This window comes from Polaromonas sp. UC242_47, assembly GCF_044452385.1.
Classification (GTDB): domain Bacteria; phylum Pseudomonadota; class Gammaproteobacteria; order Burkholderiales; family Burkholderiaceae_C; genus Polaromonas.
This window is the reverse complement of sequence record NZ_JBIOAO010000001.1, coordinates 2,034,649-2,057,142: the sequence shown is the minus strand read 5'-3', so window position 1 is coordinate 2,057,142 and position 22,494 is coordinate 2,034,649. Positions and strand designations below refer to the sequence as shown.

General features: G+C 61.1%; 17 protein-coding genes and 2 pseudogenes. 3 read left to right on the top strand and 16 right to left on the bottom strand.

Features of this window, described 5'->3' with window-relative positions; all coding sequences use genetic code 11:
• Window positions 1-3 precede the first annotated feature (3 nt).
• The 9 genes and pseudogenes from rsmH to aceE form a co-directional block, all read right to left on the bottom strand.
• Window positions 4-1,062 carry a 16S rRNA (cytosine(1402)-N(4))-methyltransferase RsmH gene (gene rsmH, locus ACHMXK_RS10060; RefSeq protein WP_397439914.1) on the bottom strand — a complete coding sequence of 353 codons (1,059 nt, stop codon included), beginning with the start codon at window positions 1,060-1,062 and terminating at the stop codon, window positions 4-6.
• A gap of 157 nt (window positions 1,063-1,219) precedes the next feature.
• Window positions 1,220-1,390 (bottom strand): annotated as a pseudogene (locus ACHMXK_RS10055) (hypothetical protein); the annotation flags it as partial.
• Between the two features lie 51 nt (window positions 1,391-1,441).
• Entirely contained in the window at window positions 1,442-2,194 is a 753-nt protein-coding gene (locus tag ACHMXK_RS10050) for an N-6 DNA methylase (RefSeq protein ID WP_397442496.1), read from the bottom strand.
• On the bottom strand, window positions 2,184-2,444 hold the full coding sequence (locus ACHMXK_RS10045) for a restriction endonuclease subunit S (protein ID WP_397442495.1): 261 nt from the start codon (window positions 2,442-2,444) through the stop codon (window positions 2,184-2,186). Before ACHMXK_RS10045 ends, ACHMXK_RS10050 begins: the two co-directional genes overlap by 11 nt.
• Complete coding sequence (locus ACHMXK_RS10040) at window positions 2,327-2,656, bottom strand: hypothetical protein (RefSeq protein WP_397439912.1); 330 nt, start codon at window positions 2,654-2,656, stop codon at window positions 2,327-2,329. The genes ACHMXK_RS10045 and ACHMXK_RS10040 overlap by 118 nt, the downstream gene beginning before the upstream one ends.
• Window positions 2,657-2,818: 162 nt before the next feature.
• Window positions 2,819-4,663, bottom strand: coding sequence for a dihydrolipoyl dehydrogenase (gene lpdA / locus ACHMXK_RS10035; RefSeq protein ID WP_397439910.1), 1,845 nt, complete (start codon window positions 4,661-4,663; stop codon window positions 2,819-2,821).
• A 15-nt stretch (window positions 4,664-4,678) separates the two neighbouring features.
• The gene (locus ACHMXK_RS10030) at window positions 4,679-5,263 is read right to left on the bottom strand and encodes an MFS transporter (RefSeq protein WP_397439908.1); all 585 of its coding nucleotides are present in this window, start codon (window positions 5,261-5,263) and stop codon (window positions 4,679-4,681) included.
• Window positions 5,264-5,369: 106 nt separating this feature from the next.
• Window positions 5,370-7,013 carry a dihydrolipoyllysine-residue acetyltransferase gene (gene aceF / locus ACHMXK_RS10025; RefSeq protein WP_397439906.1) on the bottom strand — a complete coding sequence of 548 codons (1,644 nt, stop codon included), beginning with the start codon at window positions 7,011-7,013 and terminating at the stop codon, window positions 5,370-5,372.
• A gap of 32 nt (window positions 7,014-7,045) precedes the next feature.
• A complete protein-coding gene (gene aceE, locus ACHMXK_RS10020) occupies window positions 7,046-9,772 on the bottom strand; it encodes a pyruvate dehydrogenase (acetyl-transferring), homodimeric type (protein WP_397439904.1) in 2,727 nt (908 codons plus the stop codon).
• Between the two features lie 262 nt (window positions 9,773-10,034).
• Here aceE and ACHMXK_RS10015 point away from each other — a divergent pair, with 262 nt between their 5' ends.
• The 3 genes from ACHMXK_RS10015 to folD all read left to right on the top strand — a co-directional run bounded on the left by ACHMXK_RS10015 (window position 10,035) and on the right by folD (window position 14,216).
• Window positions 10,035-12,599 (top strand): PAS domain S-box protein, encoded by a 2,565-nt coding sequence (locus tag ACHMXK_RS10015; protein ID WP_397439902.1) that lies wholly within the window; start codon window positions 10,035-10,037, stop codon window positions 12,597-12,599.
• Between the two features lie 35 nt (window positions 12,600-12,634).
• Window positions 12,635-13,261, top strand: a complete 627-nt coding sequence (locus tag ACHMXK_RS10010) for a response regulator transcription factor (protein ID WP_397439900.1) — start codon at window positions 12,635-12,637, stop codon at window positions 13,259-13,261.
• Between the two features lie 88 nt (window positions 13,262-13,349).
• Window positions 13,350-14,216: a bifunctional methylenetetrahydrofolate dehydrogenase/methenyltetrahydrofolate cyclohydrolase FolD gene (folD, locus tag ACHMXK_RS10005; protein WP_397439898.1), complete on the top strand. Its 867-nt coding sequence runs from the start codon at window positions 13,350-13,352 to the stop codon at window positions 14,214-14,216.
• A 103-nt stretch (window positions 14,217-14,319) separates the two neighbouring features.
• Here the strand turns inward: folD and ACHMXK_RS10000 are convergent, their stop codons facing one another.
• The 7 genes and pseudogenes from ACHMXK_RS10000 to lpxB all read right to left on the bottom strand — a co-directional run bounded on the left by ACHMXK_RS10000 (window position 14,320) and on the right by lpxB (window position 22,479).
• The gene (locus ACHMXK_RS10000; protein ID WP_397439896.1) at window positions 14,320-14,757 is read right to left on the bottom strand and encodes a DUF4149 domain-containing protein; all 438 of its coding nucleotides are present in this window, start codon (window positions 14,755-14,757) and stop codon (window positions 14,320-14,322) included.
• A gap of 16 nt (window positions 14,758-14,773) precedes the next feature.
• Window positions 14,774-15,250, bottom strand: coding sequence for a transcription elongation factor GreA (gene greA / locus ACHMXK_RS09995; RefSeq protein WP_397439894.1), 477 nt, complete (start codon window positions 15,248-15,250; stop codon window positions 14,774-14,776).
• 113 nt (window positions 15,251-15,363) lie between these two features.
• A pseudogene (carB, locus tag ACHMXK_RS09990) lies at window positions 15,364-18,595 on the bottom strand (carbamoyl-phosphate synthase large subunit).
• Complete coding sequence (gene carA / locus ACHMXK_RS09985) at window positions 18,595-19,770, bottom strand: glutamine-hydrolyzing carbamoyl-phosphate synthase small subunit (protein WP_397439892.1); 1,176 nt, start codon at window positions 19,768-19,770, stop codon at window positions 18,595-18,597. Before carA ends, carB begins: the two are co-directional and overlap by 1 nt.
• A gap of 207 nt (window positions 19,771-19,977) precedes the next feature.
• On the bottom strand, window positions 19,978-20,763 hold the full coding sequence (locus tag ACHMXK_RS09980; RefSeq protein WP_397439890.1) for a TrmH family RNA methyltransferase: 786 nt from the start codon (window positions 20,761-20,763) through the stop codon (window positions 19,978-19,980).
• A complete protein-coding gene (rnhB, locus tag ACHMXK_RS09975; RefSeq protein ID WP_397439888.1) occupies window positions 20,760-21,377 on the bottom strand; it encodes a ribonuclease HII in 618 nt (205 codons plus the stop codon). Before rnhB ends, ACHMXK_RS09980 begins: the two co-directional genes overlap by 4 nt.
• The gene (gene lpxB, locus ACHMXK_RS09970; RefSeq protein WP_397442494.1) at window positions 21,349-22,479 is read right to left on the bottom strand and encodes a lipid-A-disaccharide synthase; all 1,131 of its coding nucleotides are present in this window, start codon (window positions 22,477-22,479) and stop codon (window positions 21,349-21,351) included. The genes rnhB and lpxB overlap by 29 nt, the downstream gene beginning before the upstream one ends.
• Window positions 22,480-22,494: the final 15 nt, after the last annotated feature.

Sequence of the window (22,494 nt, the reverse complement as noted above, 5' to 3'; positions counted from 1 at the left end):
GGCTCAGTGCAGCGCCCGCACCGCCCAGCGCAACTTGGCGGACGACGAACGCGGGTTGCTGCGCTGCTCGTCATACGAGGCGCGAATCGGGTCGGCGGCCACGCTGCTGAAAGTGCCGTTGCGCTCGCCGGTTTGAAAGCACTTTTTCACGCGCCGGTCTTCCCCGGAGTGAAAGCTCAGAATAGCGACGCGCCCACCGGGCTTCAGACAGGCGGGCAGGTTCAGCAACATCGTGTCCAGCACACCAAACTCGTCATTCACCTCAATGCGCAGCGCCTGAAACGTGCGCTGCAGCACTTTTTTGGTTTCGGCCAAGCGCTCGTCCTCAGGCATGCTGCGCTTGAACGCCAGCGCCATGGTGGCCCGCACTAGGTCCGCGAGCTGCACGGTGGTCTCGAGATACTGGCCTTGCAGGGCTGCGGCCAACGGCTGGGCAAAGGGCTCGTCCGAGTTGTCGGTCAGCAGATCGCGCAGCCGGTGGCGGGTTACGCACAACAGCAGCTCGCTGGCAGACTGGCCGCTGGTCGGGTCCAGGCGCAAATCCAGCGGCCCATCAGCCCTGAAACTAAAGCCCCGTGCCGGGTTGTCAATTTGCATGGACGACACCCCCAGGTCGGCCAGCACAAAGTCGAAGCCACCGCCCGCCTGCGGAAGCAAAGTGGCCAGTTCGCTGAAGTTGGCGCGGTGCACGCTGAGCGTCTCTTCGCCAAAACCCAAGGCACGCAGCCGTGCCGTGGTGCGGGGCAGCTCAATCGGATCAACATCCATGCCAAACATGCGCCCGCCTGGCTGCACCAGCGGCAGCATGGCCAGCATGTGACCGCCAAAGCCCAGGGTGAGATCCACGCCTGTTTCGCCAGGCAAAGGTTTCAAGATGGCGAGGATTTCGTCAACGCAAATGGAGCGGTGCATGCCCGCAGGCGTTTGCCCGCGCTGCATGACCTTGTCGACCTCGGCCGCATGGCGCGTGGGGTCCAGTTCTTTGTACTTTTCTTCAAACTGGCGGGGGTGGGTGCCAGCGTAACGCACGCGGCGCTTGTGGGGAGGGGAAGCATCTGTCATCGGCCATTATGCGGCCGCGCGCTTGCGCCCGTAGCAGAAGGCGATCAAAGCATTCTGCAAGCGCGGTCAAACCGCAAGGTATTTAGCCCCAATAAAAAAGCCACACCGCCCTTGCGGGGTCTGCGCGGCCAGCTACTGAATCAGTAGCAATTTGTCCTTACTGGCGTGTCGGTGGCAAGTCCGTGCAGCTGCCGTGCGCCACTTCTGCCGCCATGCCAATCGACTCGCCCAGTGTCGGGTGCGGGTGGATGGTCTTGCCGATGTCCACCGCGTCGGCGCCCATTTCGATGGCCAGCGCGATTTCACCAATCATGTCGCCGGCATGAGTAGGCGAACTGAGGGACTTTGGCCATGCGGCCACACCTGTTAGCCAGACCGACTATGGCAACTGACTTAACCCCAACTCTTTCAGGAAGCCGTTGTGCTTTTGTTTTGCCGCGGCAATGGCTTTCTCAATCTCCGCCAACTCGCCATGCGCCGCTTTCAGGTCAATCTCTGCTTCGTCCATCGCCGTGCTGATGTAGCGGGAGATGTTCAGGTTATAGCCTTCCTCCGCAATCCGCTCCATCGAGATTCGCTTTGAATATCGCTCCTCTTCCTTACGGAATTGGTAGGTCTCGATGATCTTGGCAATGTGCTCTTCCGTTAGTTGGTTTTGGCGCTTGCCTTTGACGAAGTGCTCGGCGGCGTTGATGAAGAGCACGTCGTCCGGCTTCTTGCATTTCTTGAGCACCAAAATGCAAACCGGGATACCGGTGGAATAAAAAAGGTTGGATGGCAGGCCGATGACGGTGTCGATGTGACCGTCCTTAAGCAGCTTGGTGCGGATGCGTTCCTCAGCACCGCCACGGAAGAGCACCCCATGTGGCAGGATGATGGCCATCACTCCCTCATCTTTCAGAAAATGAAAGCCGTGCAGCAGAAAGGCAAAGTCGGCGGCAGATTTGGGGGCGAGGCCGTGGTTCTTGAAGCGCACGTCGTCGGCCAGGGCGTCGGTCGGCTCCCAACGGTAGCTGAAGGGTGGGTTGGCGACGACGGCGTCAAACGCGGGTTTCCTGGCGGGGTAGGCATTGAAGTAAAGGGTGTCGGCGTTACCTCTGTTTCGACGCTTGCCCGCGTCCTTAAACTCCATAGAGAGGCGCGTCTTCCCGGTACGGTTGGGTTTCGCCTTCACGGGGGAAAAGCTGCTGCATCAGCCCTTTTTTTTTGGTCTTGAGGGCGTCCAGTTTCCGGACTTGCTCGGCAATCAGCTCGTCCACGGAGTTCAAGCACTCGGCGATTTTTTGTTGTTCGTTTCGCGAGTGTGGAAACGGAATTTTGATCTTCGCAAGGCGGCCTCCGGAGAGGCCAAGAACCTTAGTCCCTTGAGACTCTTTTTGAATCTGAGTGCGGACCCACTTGGATTTGAACAGGTGAGGGCCTCGAACTTTTCGCGGAAGTTGCGCTCCAGTGATGCGCGGTCACGAATGTCGGCGCGGTATTCGTATTTGAGACCTTGAAGTTTGCCGATGAAGCCGTATTCGATGTGCTCCTCTCTGACGACGGGACTCGGCGCGCTAGATGGCTGGTCGTAAGTGAACTTGGATGAAGGCATGGGTTGGCGATTGACGTTATCGACTGATTAAAGGCTATTTGCTTTATGGTATCCACGATTGTGACTGCTTGATTCACCACGCCTATGCATATCCGACCCCACAAGGCAAAAAACCCGAACCGGTAAGGGCTCGGGCTTTGCAGGGTAGCTTGGATGCTTGGTCTACTTGCGCGCGGGCGGCAAATCCGTGCAGCTGCCGTGCGCCACTTCGGCCGCCATGCCAATGCTTTCACCCAGCGTCGGGTGCGGGTGAATGGTCTTGCCGATGTCCACCGCGTCGGCGCCCATCTCGATGGCCAGTGCAATCTCGCCGATCATGTCGCCGGCGTGGGTGCCGACAATGCCGCCGCCCAGGATCTTGCCGTGGCCGTGCGCTTCGGGGCTGTCGTCAAACAGCAGCTTGGTGAAACCTTCGTCGCGGCCGTTGGCAATGGCTCGGCCCGAAGCCGTCCAGGGGAACAAGCCCTTTTTGACCTTGATGCCCTGGGCCTTGGCCTGGTCTTCCGTCAAGCCGACCCATGCCACTTCGGGGTCGGTGTAGGCCACGCTGGGGATCACACGGGCGTTGAAGGCGGCGGATGCCAATTCCTTGTTGCCCTGCAGTTCGCCGGCAATCACTTCGGCCGCCACATGCGCTTCGTGCACGGCCTTGTGGGCCAGCATGGGCTGGCCGACGATGTCGCCGATGGCAAAGATGTGCGGCACGTTGGTGCGCATCTGGATATCCACGGGGATGAAGCCGCGGTCGGTCACGGCGACGCCGGCTTTGTCCGCAGCAAGCTTCTTGCCGTTGGGGGTGCGGCCCACGGCTTGCAACACCAGGTCGTAGACCTGCGGCGCGGGCGCGGTGCCGCCCTCTTCTGCCGCGGCAAACGTCACCTCGATGCCTTCGGGCGTGGCCTTGGCGCCCACCGTCTTGGTCTTGAGCATGATGTTGTCAAAACGCGGGGCGTTCATCTTCTGCCAGACCTTGACCAGGTCGCGGTCGGCGCCCTGCATCAAACCGTCGAGCATCTCGACCACGTCCAGGCGCGCGCCCAGCGTGGAATACACCGTGCCCATTTCCAGGCCGATGATGCCGCCGCCCAGGATCAACATACGTTTGGGCACTTCTTTCAGCGCCAGGGCGCCGGTGCTGTCCACCACACGCGGATCGTTGGGCATGAAAGGCAGGCGCACGGCTTGTGAACCGGCTGCGATGATGCAGTTCTTGAACGCGATGGTCTGTGTCTTGCCGGTTTTTTCCTGGCCTTCAGCACCGGTGGTTTCTTCGACCTGCAGGTGGTTGGCGCCGACAAAGCTGCCGATGCCGCGCACGGTGGTGACCTTGCGCATCTTGGCCATGGCGACCAGGCCGCCGGTCAACTTGCCGACGACTTTTTCCTTGTGCGTGCGCAGCTTGTTGATGTCCACCGTGGGTTCGGCAAACCTTACACCCAGCGCTTCAAAATGTTTGACCTCGTCCATCACCGCCGCCACATGCAGCAAGGCCTTGGACGGGATGCAACCCACGTTGAGGCAGACGCCACCCAGGGTGGCGTAACGCTCGACCAGCACCACTTTCAGGCCCAGGTCGGCAGCGCGGAAGGCGGCGGAATAACCACCGGGGCCGGCGCCCAGCACCAAGACGTCGCAGTCCAGGTCGGCCGTACCGGCGAAACTGGCGGCGGCCGGCGCCGCTACTGAATTAGTAGCTGCTTGCGCAGGTGCAGCGGGGGCTGGGACCTGTTTTGACTCTGAAACCGGCGCTGCAGCGGGCGCCGCGGCCCCGGCGGCGTCCAGTACCAGCACCACCGAGCCCTGCTTGACCTTGTCGCCCAGCTTGACCTTGAGCTCTTTCACGATACCAGCGTGGCTGGATGGAATTTCCATCGAGGCCTTGTCGCTCTCCACCGTCATCAGGCTCTGGTCGACCAGGATGCGATCGCCGGCCTTGACCAGCAACTCGATCACGGTCACTTCGTCGAAATCGCCGATGTCGGGAATTTGAATGTCTATCAATGCCATGTTTTTGGTCTCCGCTTACTTTTTCAGCTTGATCGTGAACAGCTCCACCGGTCCGGCGGAGTTTTTGTCGAATTCGCAGCCCGCGGTCACCCCGGCCAGGGCCACTTCGCGGGCTGTTTTGGCCTTGCCCCAGCTGGCGTGCATCGCACCCAGCGCAAAACTGCGGCCCGACCCTATGCCCCAGAACTCCTTGAACTCAAAGATTTCGCGGTAGCTGTAGAGGCCGTAGATGCCACTGGCGTTGGCAATCAGCACGCTGAACTGGCTGGACTCGTAGGGGTCGTTGTCGTCTTCCTTGGTCTGCAGGAAAAACGCGTCCTTGAGCACCGGGTGCAACTTGTGGAAGGTGTCAAACACCTCGTCCTTGCTGCCGAACTTGAGCTGGGCCTTGGGCAAGGTCTCCATGGCTTTGCGCAACACCGGGAAATGCGCCACCGTCCCGGCCATGCCGATGTAGCTGCGCCCCGTCGGCGTGTCCACCTTGAAGATTTTGCTGTTGGCCTCGTAACGGCTGCTCAGGCGTGTGTCGCCGAAAGTGATGAGCGCGTCCGTAGCAATCACGGCCTGCCCGGCTTTCTTGACAACAACCAGGGTGGTCATGCCGGGATTCCCTTCAAGCCAGGGCCGCGGGACTGGCTCTGCCAGACCGCAGGCGCAGCGGCCCCCTCGGGGGGCAGCGCATGACACGAAGTGAAAAGCGTGGGGGTCACAGTAATACGCGACGGAAATCACCCAGGATCTGGCCCAGGTAGGCGTTGAAACGCGCGGCCGATGCGCCGTCGATGACACGGTGGTCGTACGACAGCGACAGCGGCAAACTCAGGCGCGGCACAAACTGCTCCTTGTCCGCGTTCCACACCGGTTTCATCGCGCTCTTGGACAGGCCCAGGATAGCGACTTCAGGCGCATTGATGATGGGGGTGAAGTGGGTGCCGCCTATGCCGCCCAGCGAAGAAATCGAGAAACAGCCGCCTGTCATTTCGGCGGGCGACAGCTTGCCGTCGCGCGCCTTTTTGGCCAGCTCGCCCATCTCCAGGCTGATCTGCAGAATGCCTTTTTTGTCGGCATCACGCAGCACCGGCACCATCAGGCCGTTGGGCGTGTCGGCCGCAAAACCGATGTGAAAATACTGCTTGTAGACCAGCGCATCACCGTCCAGGCTGGCGTTGAACTCGGGGAATTTTTTCAGCGCCGCCACCACGGCCTTGATCACAAAAGCCAGCATGGTGACTTTCACGCCCGACTTCTCGTTTTCCTTGTTGGTCGACACGCGGAAGGCTTCGAGATCGGTGATGTCGACCTCGTCGTTGTTCGTGACGTGCGGAATCATCACCCAGTTGCGGTGCAGGTTGGCGCCGCTGATTTTCTTGATACGCGACAAGTCCTTGCGTTCGATCGCGCCGAACTTGGCGAAATCGACCTTGGGCCAGGGCAACAGGTCCAGACCGACACCGGAGCCGGCTGCGGCGGCAGGCCCCTTGGCGGCTTGGGCCTGGGTGCGCAGCTCGCCGGCCATGACGGATTTGGTGAAACCCTGCACGTCGTCCTGCGTGATACGGCCTTTCGGGCCGCTGCCTTTGACTTCGGCCAGCGGCACACCCAGCTCGCGCGCAAACTTGCGCACCGAGGGCGAGGCATGGGGCAACTGGCCGGTAGGCGCTGCGGGTTCATGCGCGGGCAAGGCGGCGGCTGGTGCCGCGATCGCCACCGGAGCGCTGGTCACGCTGACAGCCGGTGCGACGCTGGCCGCAACGGCGGGCGCAGCAGGCGCGGCCGAACTTTCCAGCACCACCAGCAGATCGCCGATGTTGAGCTTGTCGCCCAGCTTGGCCTTGATCTCCTTGATCACGCCGGCGTGGCTGGACGGAATTTCCATCGAGGCTTTGTCGGATTCGACCGTGACCAGCGACTGCTCGGCGCGTATGGTGTCGCCGACCTTGACCAGCACCTCAATGACCACCACATCCTTGAAATCACCGATGTCGGGGACGTGCACGTCCACACGACCAGCCGCGGCGGTAACCGGAGCCGCTACCGTTTTAGTAGCTTCTTGCGCAGGTGCAGCGGGGGCTACAGCCTGTTTTGGCTCTGAAACCGGGGCTGCGGCAGCGGCCTCAGCCTCCAGCACCAGCACCACCGAGCCCTGCTTGACCTTGTCGCCCAGCTTGACCTTGAACTCTTTCACAACCCCGGCCTGGCTGGAGGGAATCTCCATCGAGGCCTTGTCGCTTTCGACCGTCATCAGGCTCTGGTCGGCCTTGATGTGGTCGCCGGGTTTGACCAGCAGCTCGATGACCGTCACTTCGTCAAAGTCGCCGATGTCGGGAATGGTGATGTCTACCAATGCCATATGTATGTCTCCGTTCTTGCTACGCGTGGTGTTCAGGCGTAGAGCGGGTTGATCTTGTCGGCCTGGATGCCGTATTTGCTGATCGCTTCGGCGACCTTGGCGACCGGCACGCTGCCCTCTTCGCTCAGCGCTTTCAGCGTCGCCACCACGATGTAGTGGCGGTTGATTTCAAAATGCTCGCGCAGCTTGCTGCGGAAATCGCTGCGGCCAAAACCGTCGGTGCCCAGGACCTTGAAGGTGCGGCCCTTGGGCACAAAGGGGCGAATCTGCTCGGCGTAGGCTTTCATGTAGTCGGTCGAGGCGACCACCGGGCCGGCGTGTTTTTCGAGCTGCTGGCTCACAAAAGACACACGCGGCGCTTCCAGCGGGTGCAGCAGGTTCCAGCGTTCGCAGTCCTGGCCTTCGCGGGTCAACTCGTTAAAGCTTGGGCAGCTCCAGACGTTGGCGGCCACGCCCCACTCTTTTTCCAGCAGCTCTTGCGCAGCGATGGACTCGCGCAGGATGGTGCCCGAACCCAGCAGTTGCACGGCGCCTTTGCCGTTGCTTGCTGGCTTGCACAGATACATGCCCTTGATGATCTGCTCTTCGGTGCCGGGCGTGAGGCCAGGCATCGCATAGTTCTCATTGAGCAAGGTGAGGTAGAAATAAACGTTGTCCTGCTTTTCCACCATGCGTTTGAGGCCGTGGTGCAGGATCACGCCGACTTCGTGGGCAAAGGTCGGGTCGTAGGAAATGCAGTTCGGAATCGTGCCGGCCAGGATGTGGCTGTGGCCGTCTTCGTGCTGCAGGCCTTCGCCGTTCAGCGTGGTGCGGCCCGAGGTACCGCCCAAGAGGAAACCTCGCGCCTGCATGTCACCGGCCGCCCAGGCCAGGTCGCCAATACGCTGGAAACCGAACATTGAGTAATACACATAGAACGGCACCATGATGCGGTTGCTGGTGCTGTAGCTGGTGGCGGCGGCGATCCAGCTGCTCATGCCGCCGGCTTCGTTGATGCCTTCCTGCAGGATCTGGCCGGCCTTGTCTTCCTTGTAATACATGACCTGGTCCTTGTCGACCGGGGTGTATTGCTGACCTGCGGGGTTGTAGATGCCGATCTGGCGGAACAGGCCTTCCATGCCGAAGGTACGGGCCTCATCCACCAGGATGGGCACCACACGTGGGCCCAGGGCCTGGTCGCGCAGCAGTTGCGTCAGGAAACGCACATACGCTTGTGTGGTCGAGATTTCGCGGCCTTCGGCCGTGGGCTCCATGACCGACTTGAAGGTGTCCAGCGAAGGCACGGTGAACTGCTCGTCGGCCTTGACGCGGCGGTGCGGCAGGTAACCACCCAGAGCCTTGCGGCGCTCGTGCAGGTACTTCATCTCCGGTGTGTCGTCGGCCGGTTTGTAAAAGGGGATGTCCGCGATCTGGCTGTCCGGAATCGGGATGTTGAAGCGGTCGCGGAAGGCCTTGATGTCTTCGTCGCTGAGCTTTTTGGTCTGGTGAACGTTGTTCTTGCCTTCGCCGATCTTGCCCATGCCAAAACCCTTGACGGTCTTGATCAGCAACACGGTGGGCTGGTTTTTATGTTCGTTGGCCGCATGGAAGGCCGCGTAAACCTTTTGCGAATCATGGCCGCCGCGGCGCAAGTCCCAGACTTCGTCGTCTGTCATGTGGGCGACCATTTCCAGCGTGCGCGGATCGCGGCCGAAGAAATGTTTGCGCACGTAGGCACCGTCGTTGGCCTTGAAGGACTGGTAGTCGCCGTCGTTGCACTCCATCATGATCTTGCGCAAGGCACCGTCCTTGTCGCGCGCCAGCAGGTCGTCCCAGCCCTTGCCCCAGATCAGCTTGATGACGTTCCAGCCCGAACCGCGGAACTCGCCTTCGAGTTCCTGGATGATCTTGCCGTTGCCGCGCACCGGGCCGTCGAGGCGCTGCAGGTTGCAGTTCACCACAAAGATCAGGTTGTCGAGTTTTTCGCGCGCCGCCAGGCTGATCGCGCCCAGCGATTCGACCTCGTCCATCTCGCCGTCGCCGCAGAAGACCCAGACCTTGCGGTTTTCGGTGTTGGCAATGCCGCGTGCGTGCAGGTATTTGAGGAAACGTGCCTGGTAGATTGCCATCAGCGGGCCCAGGCCCATGGACACCGTGGGGAACTGCCAGAAATTGGGCATCAGCTTGGGATGCGGGTAGCTGGACAAACCTTTGCCGTCGACTTCCTGGCGGAAGTTGAGCAACTGCTCTTCGCTCAGCCGGCCTTCGAGATAAGCGCGGGCATACACACCGGGCGACACATGGCCCTGGATGTACAGGCAATCGCCGCCGTGGTTTTCACTCTCGGCGTGCCAGAAATGGTTGAAGCCGGCGCCAAACATGGAAGCCAGCGAGGCAAAGGAGCCGATGTGGCCGCCCAGGTCGCCGCCGTCGGCCGGATGCAGGCGGTTCGCCTTGACCACCATGGCCATGGCGTTCCAGCGCATGTAGGCGCGCAAACGCCGTTCGATGTCGAGGTTGCCGGGCGAGCGTTTTTCCTGCGAGGACTCGATGGTGTTCACATAGCCGGTGTTGGCGGAGAACGGCATGTCAATGCTGCTCTGACGCGCATGCTCGAGCAGTTGCTCCAGCAAGTCATGGGCGCGCGCCGGGCCCTCACTTTCAATGACGGCGGTCAGGGCATCCAGCCACTCGCGCGTTTCCTGTAGGTCCTGATTCTGGGCATCGTTGGCAGCACTGTTCAAAGTATCGACACGTGCTTGTTCCGGATTTGCAGCCATGGTTTGTCTCCTGCTGGTAGCTAGGGTCGCTAGCCTGTGTTGAGTGGCTTCTTCATCACGTTGTAACGCAATTTAGATTCAAGGCTCTAGTTTCTCATAATTTTTTCGTGATTTCAAATAGCGCATATTGATTTCACATTAAGAAATTTCAGATGGGTAGATGCTTTTCAAAGGCGCGAAGAGACCCTGTTTCAGAGAAAAAGAATGCCGCATCCCATACATCGGCGGGGTATCTCTCGTCCCTTAAACTTGAGCACCCACCATGACACCAAGCCCGCCCCCCTCTTCCGCCAGCCCATCCGCCACCGCACCGCTGGCCCGCTGGCGCCACTGGTGGCGCAAACAATCCCCGACGCGGCAGGATCGCTTTGTCACCCTTGGGCCTTTGCTGGCCGTGATGCTGTTTCTGGCGGCCGTGATTGCAGCCTTTGGTTACCTGCGGATTGAAGAGATAGACCGCGAACAACAAGCCGTCAAGCGGGATGCGGAGTACGCCCAGCAAAGGTTGCGCCTGCGTCTGCTGGAGCGCCAGGAGCAGTTGATGCGCCTGGGCCGCGATGTGTCCAACCGCGACGTGGACACCGAAGAATTTATTGCGCAAGCCGAATCGCTGGTCAACCAGTACCCCGAGCTGCTGGCCGTGACCTGGGTGGACGCGCGCCGCAAGGTCAAGGCGGCTTATGTGTCACCCAGCGCCAACGCCACGCAGGTGCGGGCCTCGGGCGAACAGCTCAAATACGGCGAGACCGAAGGCACCTTCGGTCTGGCGCGCGATTTGCGCCAACCGGTCTACTCACGCCCCCTGACCCCCAAGGACGACGCCAGCTACAACGGCCCCAGCCTGCAACTGCAGATCCCGCTGGACGACCAGGGCAAGTTCGACGGCGTGATCATGGGCGAATACGCCATCGACGGCCTGCTGCGTTTTGGCGTGCCGACCGAGGTCAGCGCCAAATACGCGGTGGCGCTGCTGGACGACAAGGGCAAGCTGCTGGCCGGCAGCCTGCCGCCGCCACGCAACAAGGCGGCCAAACTGCTGCCCTGGTCGGACGAGGCGCCAGAGTATGAAATCCCGGTCTCCCCGGTTGGCAACGGTTTGCTGCTCAAGGCCCAGGGTTACCGGGCGTCGCTGGGGGTGATCGGCAGCGGCTTTTTCTGGCTGGTCAGTGCGCTGAGCGCCCTCACGGTCTGGATGCTGCTGGGCACCTGGCGCCACACGCGGCGCCGCGTGCAGGCCCAGCAGGCTTTGATCTCGGAAACCAACTTCCGCCGGGCCATGGAAAACTCCATGCTGACCGGCATGCGTGCGCTGGACTTGCAGGGCCGCATCACTTATGTGAACCCGGCCTTTTGCCAGATGACGGGCTGGAGCGAGGCCGAACTGGTTGGCCGCACGCCGCCCTTTCCTTATTGGCCTGACCAGGACCACGAAGCCCTGGCGGCGCGGCTGGACGACGAACTGGGGGGGCGCGCACCGCCCGGCGGCCTGGAAGTGCGGGTCAAGCGCAAAAACGGCAGCATTTTTGATGCCCGCATGTATGTCTCGCCGCTGATTGATCCCCGCGGCCAGCAAACCGGCTGGATGACCTCGGTGACCGACATCACCGAACCCAAACGGATTCGCGAAGAACTCTCCAACTCCTACGAACGTTTCACCACCGTGCTGGAAGGGCTGGACGCCGCCGTCTCGGTCGCGCCGCTGGGCAGCGAAGAGCTGCTGTTTGCCAACCGCCTGTACCGCTCCTGGTTCGGCGGCGAGGTCTCCGGCCACATGAATCTGATCGCCCAGGCCGGTGTACCGCCCGTCACGGCGACCGAGGACACACTGGATGCGGTCGATGGCCTGGCCGGGTTTCCGACCGACACCCTGACCGCGGCGCAAACCGCCAATGCCGAAATTTTTGTGACCGACCTGTCCAAGTGGCTGGAGGTGCGCTCGCGTTACCTGACCTGGGTCGATGGGCGTCTGGCACAAATGGTGATTGCCACCGACATCACGCCGCGCCGCCACGCCGAAGAACAGGCCGCGCTGCAGGCCGAGCGGGCCCAGTCGGCCAGCCGCCTGATCACCATGGGCGAGATGGCCTCCAGCGTGGCGCACGAGTTGAACCAGCCGCTGACGGCCATCAACAACTATTGCAACGGCATGGTCTCGCGTATCAAAGGCCAGCAGATCAGCAACGAAGACTTGCTGGTCGCCCTCGAAAAAACCGCCAAGCAGGCGCACCGCGCCGGGCAGATCATCCAGCGCATACGTTCCTTCGTCAAACGCAGCGAACCCAACCGCAGCCTGGCCGATGTGGCCACCCTGGTCAGCAACGCGATGGAGCTGGCCGACATCGAACTGCGTCGCCACAACGTGCGGCTCAGCCACTACATCGCGGCGCGCCTGCCGCAGGTGATGGTGGACCCCATCCTGATCGAGCAGGTGCTGATCAACCTGATGAAAAACGGCGCCGAGTCGATTGCGCAGGCACGCCGGCCCACCGCCCGCCGCCGGGTGGAACTGCGCGTGGTGCCCAAACAGATTGAAGAGCAAAGCGTGGTCGAGTTCTCGGTGATGGATTCGGGCAAGGGCTTGTCGCCTGAAGTCATGGGCCGGCTCTACGAAGCCTTCTATTCCACCAAGGCCGAAGGCATGGGCATAGGCCTGAAACTGTGCCGCAGTATTGTCGAGTCGCACCAGGGTCGGATGCTGGCCGAGAACCTCTACAATGGCGACGAAGTGGTGGGCTGCCGGTTTACTTTCTGGATCCCGGTGACCCCCCTGCTTTCTCCAGCCCCGGCTGCGGCGGAAACGCCGTCACCGCCGGCCGGCGTTCACTGACAAGGTCCTTGTATCGTCTACTCAAAAGGTTTGGCATGAGCTTGATTCCCAAAAAAGGTACCGTGTATGTCGTCGATGATGACGAAGGCGTGCGTGATTCGCTTCAGTGGTTACTCGAGGGCAAGGACTACCGGGTGCGCTGTTACGACTCTGCCGAGACCTTTCTGAGTCGTTATGACGCCCGCGAAGTCGCCTGCCTGATTGTTGACATCCGCATGGGCGGCATGACCGGCCTGGAGCTGCAGGACAGACTGATCGAACGCAAATCCCCCCTGCCCATCGTGTTCATCACCGGCCACGGCGACGTGCCCATGGCCGTGAACACCATGAAAAAAGGCGCGATGGACTTTATCCAGAAGCCTTTCCAGGAAGACGCCCTGGTCAGCCTCGTCGAACGCATGCTGGACCAGGCCAAGGACGCCTTCAGCGAACACCAGCAATCGGCCAGCCGCGACGCGCTGCTGGCCAAGCTGACCTCGCGCGAAGCCCAGGTGCTGGAACGCATCGTGGCCGGCCGCCTGAACAAACAAATTGCCGACGACCTGGGCATCAGCATCAAGACGGTGGAGGCGCACCGCGCCAACATCATGGAAAAGCTCAACGCCAACACCGTGGCCGACCTGCTGAAAATTGCCCTGGGCTCGAACGCACCCAAGACCTGAGCCTCACTCTCGGTCGCTATCCTTTCGATAGCTGCTTGCGCCCGTGGTTCCTGGACCAGCGGGCGTTTTTATTTGAAAGAATTGAACCATGACTGCACAACTGATTGACGGCAACGCCCTGTCGAAACAATTACGCGCCGACGTCGCGAAACGGGCCGCCGCCCTGCACGAACGCGGCATTGTTCCCGGCCTGGCCGTGGTGCTGGTCGGCGACAACCCGGCCAGCCAGGTGTATGTCCGCAACAAGGTCAAGGCCTGCCTGGACAGCGGCCTGCATTCGGTGCTGGAGCAATACCCGGCCTCCCTCAGTGAAGCCGAGTTGCTGGCCCGCGTGGACGCGCTGAACCACGACCCGGCCATCCACGGCATCCTGGTGCAGTTGCCGCTGCCGGCCCACATCGACGCGCAAAAAGTCATCGAAGCGATTTCGCCGGAAAAAGACGTGGATGGTTTCCACGTCGCCAGCGCCGGCGCCCTGATGGTCGGCCAGCCGGGTTTCTGGCCTTGCACGCCTTACGGTTGCATGAAGATGCTGGAAAGTATCGGTTACGACCTGAAAGGCAAACACGCCGTGGTGATTGGCCGCAGCAATATCGTCGGCAAACCCATGGCCCTGATGCTGCTGCAGAAGAACGCGACCGTCACCATCTGCCACAGCGCCACGCCAAACCTCAAGGCCATGACCCTGCAGGCCGATGTGATTGTGGCCGCCGTGGGCAAGCGCAATGTGTTGACCGCCGACATGGTCAAACCCGGCGCGGTGGTGATCGACGTCGGCATGAACCGCAACGATGAACACAAACTCTGCGGCGATGTGGATTTTGCGGGTGTCAAAGAGGTGGCCGGCTACATCACACCCGTGCCTGGCGGTGTCGGCCCCATGACCATCACCATGCTGCTGGTCAACACCATGGAAGCCGCTGAAAGAGCCCCCACGGTTGTTCACTCCGTGTAACGCCCTGCCCCCCTAGGGGGCCGCTGCGCCTGCAGGCCGGCAAAGCCGGACCCGCGGCCCCTGCTTGAAAAGAAAAGAGTGGCGCGGCCCCTGGTAGCGCCGGCTATGCAGCGCCATCCTTCGTCGAACGGCTCAGGCGCCACAAGGTCCAGCCTGCGGCCAACCACTGGCCCAGGTACATGGCACTGCCCAGCCCGTGCCAGAGCTGAAGATTGCCGCCCTCGGCGCGCGCACTGACGATACGCGGCGCCACGCCAAACTCCACCAGCACCGCCAGCAGCAGCCCGGCCACTACATATTTCATAGCAGCTTGCGCTGATGGAGAAAGGGCTGAGGCCTTGTTTTTATTGAAAACCAGGAGCAGCAGGAAGGTGCAGGCAATGCTGAGCCAGGTTTGCGCCGTGAAAAGTTTGGCGGCCATGGCGCCGGCCTCGGCCGGACTGCCCAAAAACTTGAACAGCATGGGCACAACCACAAAACCCAAACCCGTCAGGCTGCCCCACCAGAGGGCGGCCAGCAGGATGCACAGGCGTGATTTCATGTGCGCAATCTAGACATTAGATATACATGACCGCGATGATCTCGTAGCGCCGGATGCCGCCTGGCGCCTGCACTTCGGCGGTGTCGCCTTCGTCCTTGCCGATCAGGGCGCGGGCAATCGGCGACCCGATGTTGACCCGGCCAAATTTGATGTCGGCCTCGTCTTCGCCGACGATCTGGTAGGTCACCTTGTCGCCGGTGTCTTCGTCTTCCAGCTCGATGGTGGAGCCGAACACCACTTTGCCACCCGCGTCGAGTTCTGACGGGTCAATCACCTGCGCGGCCGACAGTTTGCCTTCAATTTCCTGGATGCGGCCTTCGATAAAACCCTGACGGTCCTTGGCGGCATCGTACTCGGCGTTTTCGCTCAGGTCGCCCTGGGCGCGCGCTTCGGAAATCGAGTTGATGACCCAGGGGCGGTCCACGGTTTTGAGCTGGTGCAGTTCAGCCTTGAGCTTTTCCGCGCCTTTTTTTGTAATGGGAATGGTTGCCATTGTTTGAGTCCTCCAAAAAGCGAAACCGCCACCAGTCACCTGGCGGCGGCGTCATTGTCCTGCTTTTAGTTTAATGCAAATACGCCCGTCTGGGCTCGGTAATTGCCCCGAGCTCAGGCCAGTTGGGCGTGCAATTCCTGGATCGAATACACGGTCAGGTTGTCCAGGTATTTCATGCCTTCCACGGCGGCTTCCGCGCCCGCGATCGTGGTGAAGGTCGTGACCCGGGCCAGCAGCGCCGAGGTGCGGATTTGCCGCGAATCGGCAATCGCATTGCGGCGCTCTTCCACGGTGTTGATGACCAGCGCAATCTCGTTGTTCTTGATCATGTCCACCACATGTGGCCGGCCTTCGGTGACCTTGTTGACCACGCCGCAAGAAATACCGGCTGCCGTGATGGCTGCCGCCGTGCCCTTGGTCGCGACCAGGTCAAACTTCAGCGCCGCCAGCGCACGCGCCACTTCCACTGCGCGTGGCTTGTCGTTGTTTTTCACCGTCAGGAAAACCCGGCCGGCGGTCGGCAGCTTGGTGCCGGCGCCCAGTTGCGACTTCACAAAGGCTTCGCCAAAAGTCTTGCCCACACCCATCACCTCACCGGTGGACTTCATCTCGGGGCCGAGAATCGTGTCCACGCCGGGGAACTTGACGAAGGGGAAGACGGCTTCTTTGACGCTGAAATACGGTGGCGTGACCTCTTTGGTGATGCCCTGCGAAGCCAGCGACTGGCCGGCCATGCAACGCGCCGCCACCTTGGCCAGCTGGATGCCGGTGGCCTTGCTGACAAAAGGCACGGTACGGGAAGCACGCGGGTTCACTTCCAGCACGTAGATCACGTCTTTGCCATCCACATGCTGGATCGCAAACTGCACATTCATCAAACCCACCACGTTCAAGGCCTGGGCCATGGCGGCGGTCTGGCGCTTGATCTCGGTGACGGTTTCTGCGCTCAGCGAATACGGCGGCAGGGAACAAGCCGAGTCGCCGCTGTGCACGCCGGCCTGCTCGATGTGTTCCATCACGCCGCCAATGAAGGTGGCGCCCACGCCGTCGCGGATGCAATCGACATCACATTCAATCGCGTCGTTGAGGAAACGGTCCAGCAACACCGGCGAGTCATGGCTGACCTTGACGGCTTCGCGCATGTAACGCTCGAGGTCGCGCTGCTCGTGCACGATTTCCATGGCACGACCACCCAGCACATAGCTGGGGCGCACAACCAGGGGGTAACCCAGGGCCGCGGCTTTTTCCAGCGCTTCCGGCTCGGTACGGGCCGTGGCATTGGGCGGCTGGCGCAGCTTGAGTTCGTGCAGCAGTTTCTGGAAACGCTCACGGTCTTCGGCCGCGTCAATCATGTCGGGCGAGGTACCTATGATGGGCACGCCGTTGGCTTCCAGGTCCAGCGCCAGCTTCAAAGGTGTCTGGCCACCGTACTGGACGATCACGCCAAAGGGCTTTTCCTTATCGACAATTTCCAGCACGTCTTCCAGCGTCAGCGGCTCGAAGTACAGGCGGTCGCTGGTGTCGTAGTCGGTGGACACGGTTTCGGGGTTGCAGTTGACCATGATGGTCTCGTAACCGTCTTCGCGCATGGCCAGGGCCGCATGCACGCAGCAATAGTCAAACTCGATGCCCTGGCCGATGCGATTCGGTCCGCCGCCCAGCACCATGATCTTTTTCTTGTCTGTCGGTGCGGCTTCACACTCGCTGCCTTCGGCCTCATAGGTCGAATACATGTAGGCGGTGTTGGTCGCAAACTCGGCGGCGCAGGTGTCCACCCGTTTATAAACCGGACGCACACCCAGTGCCTTGCGCTTGTCGCGAATCGCGGTGTCTGTGGTTTTCAGCTGTTTGGCCAGGCGTCTATCCGAGAAGCCTTTTTGCTTCAAGCTGCGCAGCGTAACGGCGTCGATCTTGTCGAGGGACGTGGTTTCCAGCTCCAGCTCGATCTTGACGATCTGCTCGATCTGCACCAGGAACCAGGGGTCTATCTTGGTCAGCGCAAACACTTCGTCCACGCTCATGCCCATGGCAAAGGCGTCACCCACGTACCAGATGCGGTCCGGACCGGGCGCGCCCAGTTCCTTCTCAAGCACCTCGCGGTCTTGCGTCTTCTCGTTCATGCCGTCCACGCCGACTTCCAGGCCGCGCAAAGCTTTCTGGAAGGACTCCTGGAAGGTGCGGCCCATGGCCATGACTTCACCGACCGACTTCATCTGTGTGGTCAAGCGTGAATCAGCAGCCGGGAATTTTTCGAACGCAAAACGCGGAATCTTGGTGACCACGTAGTCGATGCTGGGCTCGAAACTCGCGGGGGGTGGCACCACCGGTGATTTCATTGCGCAACTCGTCCAGCGTGTAGCCCACAGCCAGCTTGGCCGCGACCTTGGCAATCGGGAAACCCGTGGCTTTGGAAGCCAGTGCCGAGGAACGCGAGACACGCGGATTCATCTCGATCACCACCATGCGGCCATCGACCGGGTTGATGGAGAACTGCACGTTGGAACCACCGGTGTCCACGCCGATCTCGCGCAACACAGCCAGACTCGCATTGCGCAGTATCTGGTATTCCTTGTCGGTCAGGGTCTGGGCCGGCGCCACGGTGATGGAGTCACCGGTGTGTACACCCATGGGGTCCAGATTTTCGATCGAGCAAACGATGATGCAGTTGTCGGCCTTGTCGCGGACCACTTCCATCTCGTATTCTTTCCAGCCGAGCAGCGACTCCTCAATCAGCAGCTCGTTGGTCGGCGAGGCTTCCAGGCCGCGCTTGCAGATGGTCTCAAACTCTTCCGGGTTGTAGGCAATGCCGCCACCCGTGCCGCCCAGCGTGAAGCTGGGGCGGATCACCGTAGGGAAACCCATGAGCTTTTGCACCGCCCAGGCCTCTTCCATGCTGTGGGCAATGCCGGAACGCGCGGAACCGAGACCAATCTTGGTCATCGCGTCCTTGAACTTCAGGCGGTCTTCGGCCTTGTCGATGGCTTCGGGCGTGGCGCCAATCAGCTCGACCTTGTATTTGTCGAGCACGCCGTTGTGCCACAAATCCAGCGCGCAATTCAGCGCGGTCTGGCCACCCATGGTTGGCAGGATGGCGTCGGGCCGCTCCTTGGCGATGATCTTCTCTACCGTCTGCCAGGTGATGGGCTCGATGTAGGTGACGTCGGCCGTGGCCGGGTCGGTCATGATGGTCGCCGGGTTGCTGTTGATCAGGATGACCTTGTAGCCCTCTTCACGCAGCGCCTTGCAGGCCTGCACACCGGAATAATCAAACTCACAGGCCTGGCCGATGATGATGGGGCCCGCGCCAATGATGAGGACCGATTTGATGTCTGTACGTTTTGGCATTATTTTTTCCCTCCATGCTGTTCCATGAGGGCCGTGAAACGATCAAACAAATACGAAATATCGTGCGGGCCGGGGGATGCTTCCGGGTGACCCTGAAAGCAGAAAGCCGGCTTGTCGGTACGGGCCAAACCCTGCAAGGTGCCGTCAAACAGGCTGATATGTGTGGCACGCAGATTGGCCGGCAGATTCTTGTTGTCCACCGCAAAACCGTGGTTCTGGCTGGTGATGCTGACGCGGCCGTTGTCCAGGTCTTTCACCGGGTGGTTGGCACCGTGGTGGCTGGACTGCATCTTGAAGGTGGTTGCACCGCTGGCCAGGGCCATGATCTGGTGACCCAGGCAGATGCCGAAAACCGGGATGCCGGTTTCAATCAGTTCGCGCGTGGCGGTTATCGCGTAGTCGCAGGGCTCGGGATCGCCAGGGCCGTTGGACAGGAAGATGCCATCGGGTTTGAGCTTGAGCACGTCGGCCGCAGGCGTCTGCGCCGGCACCACCGTGATACGTGCACCACGCTCGGCCAACATGCGCAAGATGTTTTTCTTGACACCGAAGTCATAGGCAACCACATGGAATTTCGGCGTGATCTGCACGCCGTAACCCGAGCCGAGTTTCCACTCGGTCTGGGTCCACTCGTAGGTCTGTTTGACCGACACAACTTTAGCCAGGTCCAGCCCGGCCATGTTGGGCGCGCGCCTGGCCGCGGCGATGGCCTTGTCAATGACGGCTTGGCTGACAGCCTCACCCTGGGCCAATGCCAGGATGCAGCCGTTTTGTGCACCTTTGGTACGCAGAAGACGGGTCAACTGGCGCGTATCAATGCCGGCGATGGCGACCGTGTTTTCCTTGACCAGGTATTCCGTCAAGGTCATGGACATGCGGAAGTTGGACGCCAGCAAAGGCAAGTCCTTGATGATCAGGCCGGCTGCGTGGACTTTTTCGGCTTCGACGTCTTCGGCATTGATGCCGTAGTTGCCGATGTGGGGATATGTGAGGGTGACGATCTGCTGGCAATAACTGGGATCAGTCAGGATTTCCTGGTAGCCGGTCATCGCGGTGTTAAACACCACTTCACCGACGGTGGAGCCTGCTGCTCCAATGGAATTGCCAATAAAGACCGTGCCGTCTGCGAGCGCCAAGATGGCGTGAGGGGAATTTCCCTGTAGAGACAAAAGCACTGGGTTCTCCGGGTTGGTTACGGGTACGCCCAAGCGTGCTCAAGAGGTGACTCTTGGTTGCTGCTTTTATTAGGGAGTTGGCTTGAATGCGCTAGGCGTACTGGGGTTTGCGGGAAAGCCCTTGATTATAGCCGAGAGGCGGCCTCTTTGCCTTCGCAGCGGCCGCTTTACCTGCCGCACAGCCCCGCAACATGTGGGCATTTGCCTTTAAATGCGACGCAAAGAACTCGCGTAAAGGCAAATCGCGGCCGCAGCCGCCACGTTCAGCGACTCCTCGCCACCGGGCTGGTCTATGCGCACCTTCAGGCTGGCCCTGGCCATCAAATCGTCGCCGACGCCCTGCCCTTCATGGCCCATGGCCCAGGCACAAGGCATGGGCAGGGTTTGCTGGTGCAGGAAACTGCCCATGTGGGAACTGGTCACGATGATGGGCACCGTCAAGGCTTCCAGCGCCTCGGGCAGCAGGCCTTCCAGCAATTGCAAACCAAAATGTGCACCCATGCCGGCGCGCAAGACCTTGGGCGACCAGAGCGCGGCCGAGCCCTTGAGCGCAATCACCTGGCTGAACCCAAAGGCGGCGGCGCTGCGCAACATGGAACCGACATTGCCGGCATCCTGCACACGGTCCAGAATCAGGGTGGCCGCGCCTGGCTGCAGCAGACCGGGCACCGGCAGTTCCATCACAAAACCCATGGGGGCCGGTGACTCCAGCCCGCTGATCTCGGGCAGCAGCGCATCGGCAATCACTATGTTTTTAATAGCTGCTTGCGCCCATTCGGCGGGGGCCAGAGGCCAAAAAGACTCTGAAAAAATAGCAATCTGGGGTTTCAGGCCACGGGTCAGCGCGGCGCGGCACAAATGGTCGCCCTCCAGCCAGACCCGGCCCTGCTTGCGGTAAGCCGTGCTGTCTTGCGACAAGCGGCGTAAATCCTTGACGAGGGCGTTGTCGCGCGAGCTGACAAAAACCGGCGCGCCCGATGCTGCCGCGCTCAACGCAAGACCTCGGCCACCGGGCTGAAAGACTTGCGGTGCTCAGGACAAGCGCCGTGTTCGCGCAGCGCGGCCAGGTGTTCGGCCGTGCCATAACCCTTGTGACCGGCAAAACCGTATTGCGGGTACTCCAGGTGGTACTGCTGACACCAGTGATCGCGGTAAACCTTGGCGAGAATAGAGGCAGCCGAAATCGCCGGCACCAGGGCATCACCCTTGACAATGGCTTCGGCCAGCATGCTCAGTGTCGGCAGGCGGTTGCCGTCGACCAGCACCTTGTTGGGCTTGAGCCGCAAGCCCTCTACCGCGCGTTTCATGGCCAGCATCGTGGCCTGCAAAATATTCAGTTGATCAATTTCTTCCACGCTGGCTTGCGCGATGGAGAAACACAAGGCCTTGGCACGGATTTCGTGGTACAACTTTTCGCGCCGCAAGGGGGTGAGTTTTTTGGAATCCGCCAGGCCCAGAATCGGCTTCAAATCGTCCAGGATGACGGCAGCGGCCACCACCGGTCCGGCCAGCGGCCCGCGCCCGGCCTCGTCCACACCGGCCATCAGGCCGGGTGTGTCCCAGGACAAGGCGACCTGTTCAGCCTTCAAGAATTTTCTGGATCGCATCGGTGGCTATTTTGGCGGTATCGCGCTGCAGTTCTTCATGCAGCTTTGTAAATCGTTGTTCGACAGCCCGTATTTTTTCGGGAGCCGAGATTTTCGCATCCATCCACTGCAACACACCCGCGGCCAGCGCTTGCGGCGTGGCGGCGTCCTGCAGCAGTTCAGGCACGACAAAGTCCTGGCACAGGATGTTGGGCAGGCCAACCCAGGGCTGCAGTTGTTTGCGCCGCATGATTTGCCAGGACAACCAGTTCATGTTGTAGGCGATCACCATGGGGCGCTTGAACAGCGCCGCCTCCAGCGTGGCGGTACCGCTGGCAATCAAGGTGACATCACAGGCCGCCAGCACCGCGTGGGATTGCCCGGACACGATCTGGACATCGGCCAGCACGCCGGCCGCGCGCGCCGCCTGCTCGATGCGAGCACGCAAGGCGGGCACCGCAGGCACTACGATTTTGATAGCTGCTTGCGCGCGCTTGATAAGGGCTGCCGCCTGAAAGAAGCGATCAGCCAGATACTGGATTTCAGAAGCACGGCTGCCCGGCAAAATCGCCAGCACGTTGTCGTCCGGCTGCAAACCCAGTTGTTGCCGGGCAGCGGCCTGGTCGGGCAGCATCGGGATGACGCTGGCCAGCGGGTGGCCGACATAGGTCGCAGCAATGCCGTGCTCTGCCAGCAAGGCCGGCTCGAACGGGAAAATGCACAAGACGTGATCACAGCTGCGCCGGATTTTCTCCACCCGGTCCGCGCGCCAGGCCCAGACCGAGGGGCAGACAAAATGAACCGTCTTGATGCCCGCGGCTTTGAGCGCGGCTTCCAGGTCGAGATTGAAATCGGGCGCATCCACCCCGATAAAAACATCCGGGCGTTGCTGCAGCAGTTTTTGTTTGAGCTGCTCGCGGATGCCGACGATTTCACGGTAGTGCCGCAACACTTCCACATAACCGCGCACCGCCAGCTTGTCGCTGGGCCACCAGTTCGCAAAACCGCGTTGCGCCATCTGCGATCCGCCAATGCCGCCGGCCCGCAGGTTCGGCCAACGTTCGCGAAAACCGTCGAGCAACAAACCCGCAAGCAAATCGCCAGAGGTTTCGCCGGCCACCATGGCCAAGGCGGGAGA

Bases quoted from the DNA above. Each gene is read 5' to 3' on its own strand.
- aceF (WP_397439906.1), bottom strand. From the start codon at position 7,013: ATGGCATTGGTAGACATCACCATTCCCGACATCGGCGACTTTGACGAA.
- lpxB (WP_397442494.1), bottom strand. From the start codon at position 22,479: ATGGTGGCCGGCGAAACCTCTGGCGATTTGCTTGCGGGTTTGTTGCTC.
- greA (WP_397439894.1), bottom strand. From the start codon at position 15,250: ATGGCAACCATTCCCATTACAAAAAAAGGCGCGGAAAAGCTCAAGGCT.
- ACHMXK_RS10040 (WP_397439912.1), bottom strand. From the start codon at position 2,656: ATGCCTTCATCCAAGTTCACTTACGACCAGCCATCTAGCGCGCCGAGT.
- lpdA (WP_397439910.1), bottom strand. From the start codon at position 4,663: ATGGCATTGATAGACATTCAAATTCCCGACATCGGCGATTTCGACGAA.
- rsmH (WP_397439914.1), bottom strand. From the start codon at position 1,062: ATGACAGATGCTTCCCCTCCCCACAAGCGCCGCGTGCGTTACGCTGGC.
- ACHMXK_RS10015 (WP_397439902.1), top strand. From the start codon at position 10,035: ATGACACCAAGCCCGCCCCCCTCTTCCGCCAGCCCATCCGCCACCGCA.
- rnhB (WP_397439888.1), bottom strand. From the start codon at position 21,377: ATGCGATCCAGAAAATTCTTGAAGGCTGAACAGGTCGCCTTGTCCTGG.
- aceE (WP_397439904.1), bottom strand. From the start codon at position 9,772: ATGGCTGCAAATCCGGAACAAGCACGTGTCGATACTTTGAACAGTGCT.
- folD (WP_397439898.1), top strand. From the start codon at position 13,350: ATGACTGCACAACTGATTGACGGCAACGCCCTGTCGAAACAATTACGC.
- ACHMXK_RS10030 (WP_397439908.1), bottom strand. From the start codon at position 5,263: ATGACCACCCTGGTTGTTGTCAAGAAAGCCGGGCAGGCCGTGATTGCT.
- ACHMXK_RS10010 (WP_397439900.1), top strand. From the start codon at position 12,635: ATGAGCTTGATTCCCAAAAAAGGTACCGTGTATGTCGTCGATGATGAC.
- ACHMXK_RS10050 (WP_397442496.1), bottom strand. From the start codon at position 2,194: ATGGAGTTTAAGGACGCGGGCAAGCGTCGAAACAGAGGTAACGCCGAC.
- ACHMXK_RS10000 (WP_397439896.1), bottom strand. From the start codon at position 14,757: ATGAAATCACGCCTGTGCATCCTGCTGGCCGCCCTCTGGTGGGGCAGC.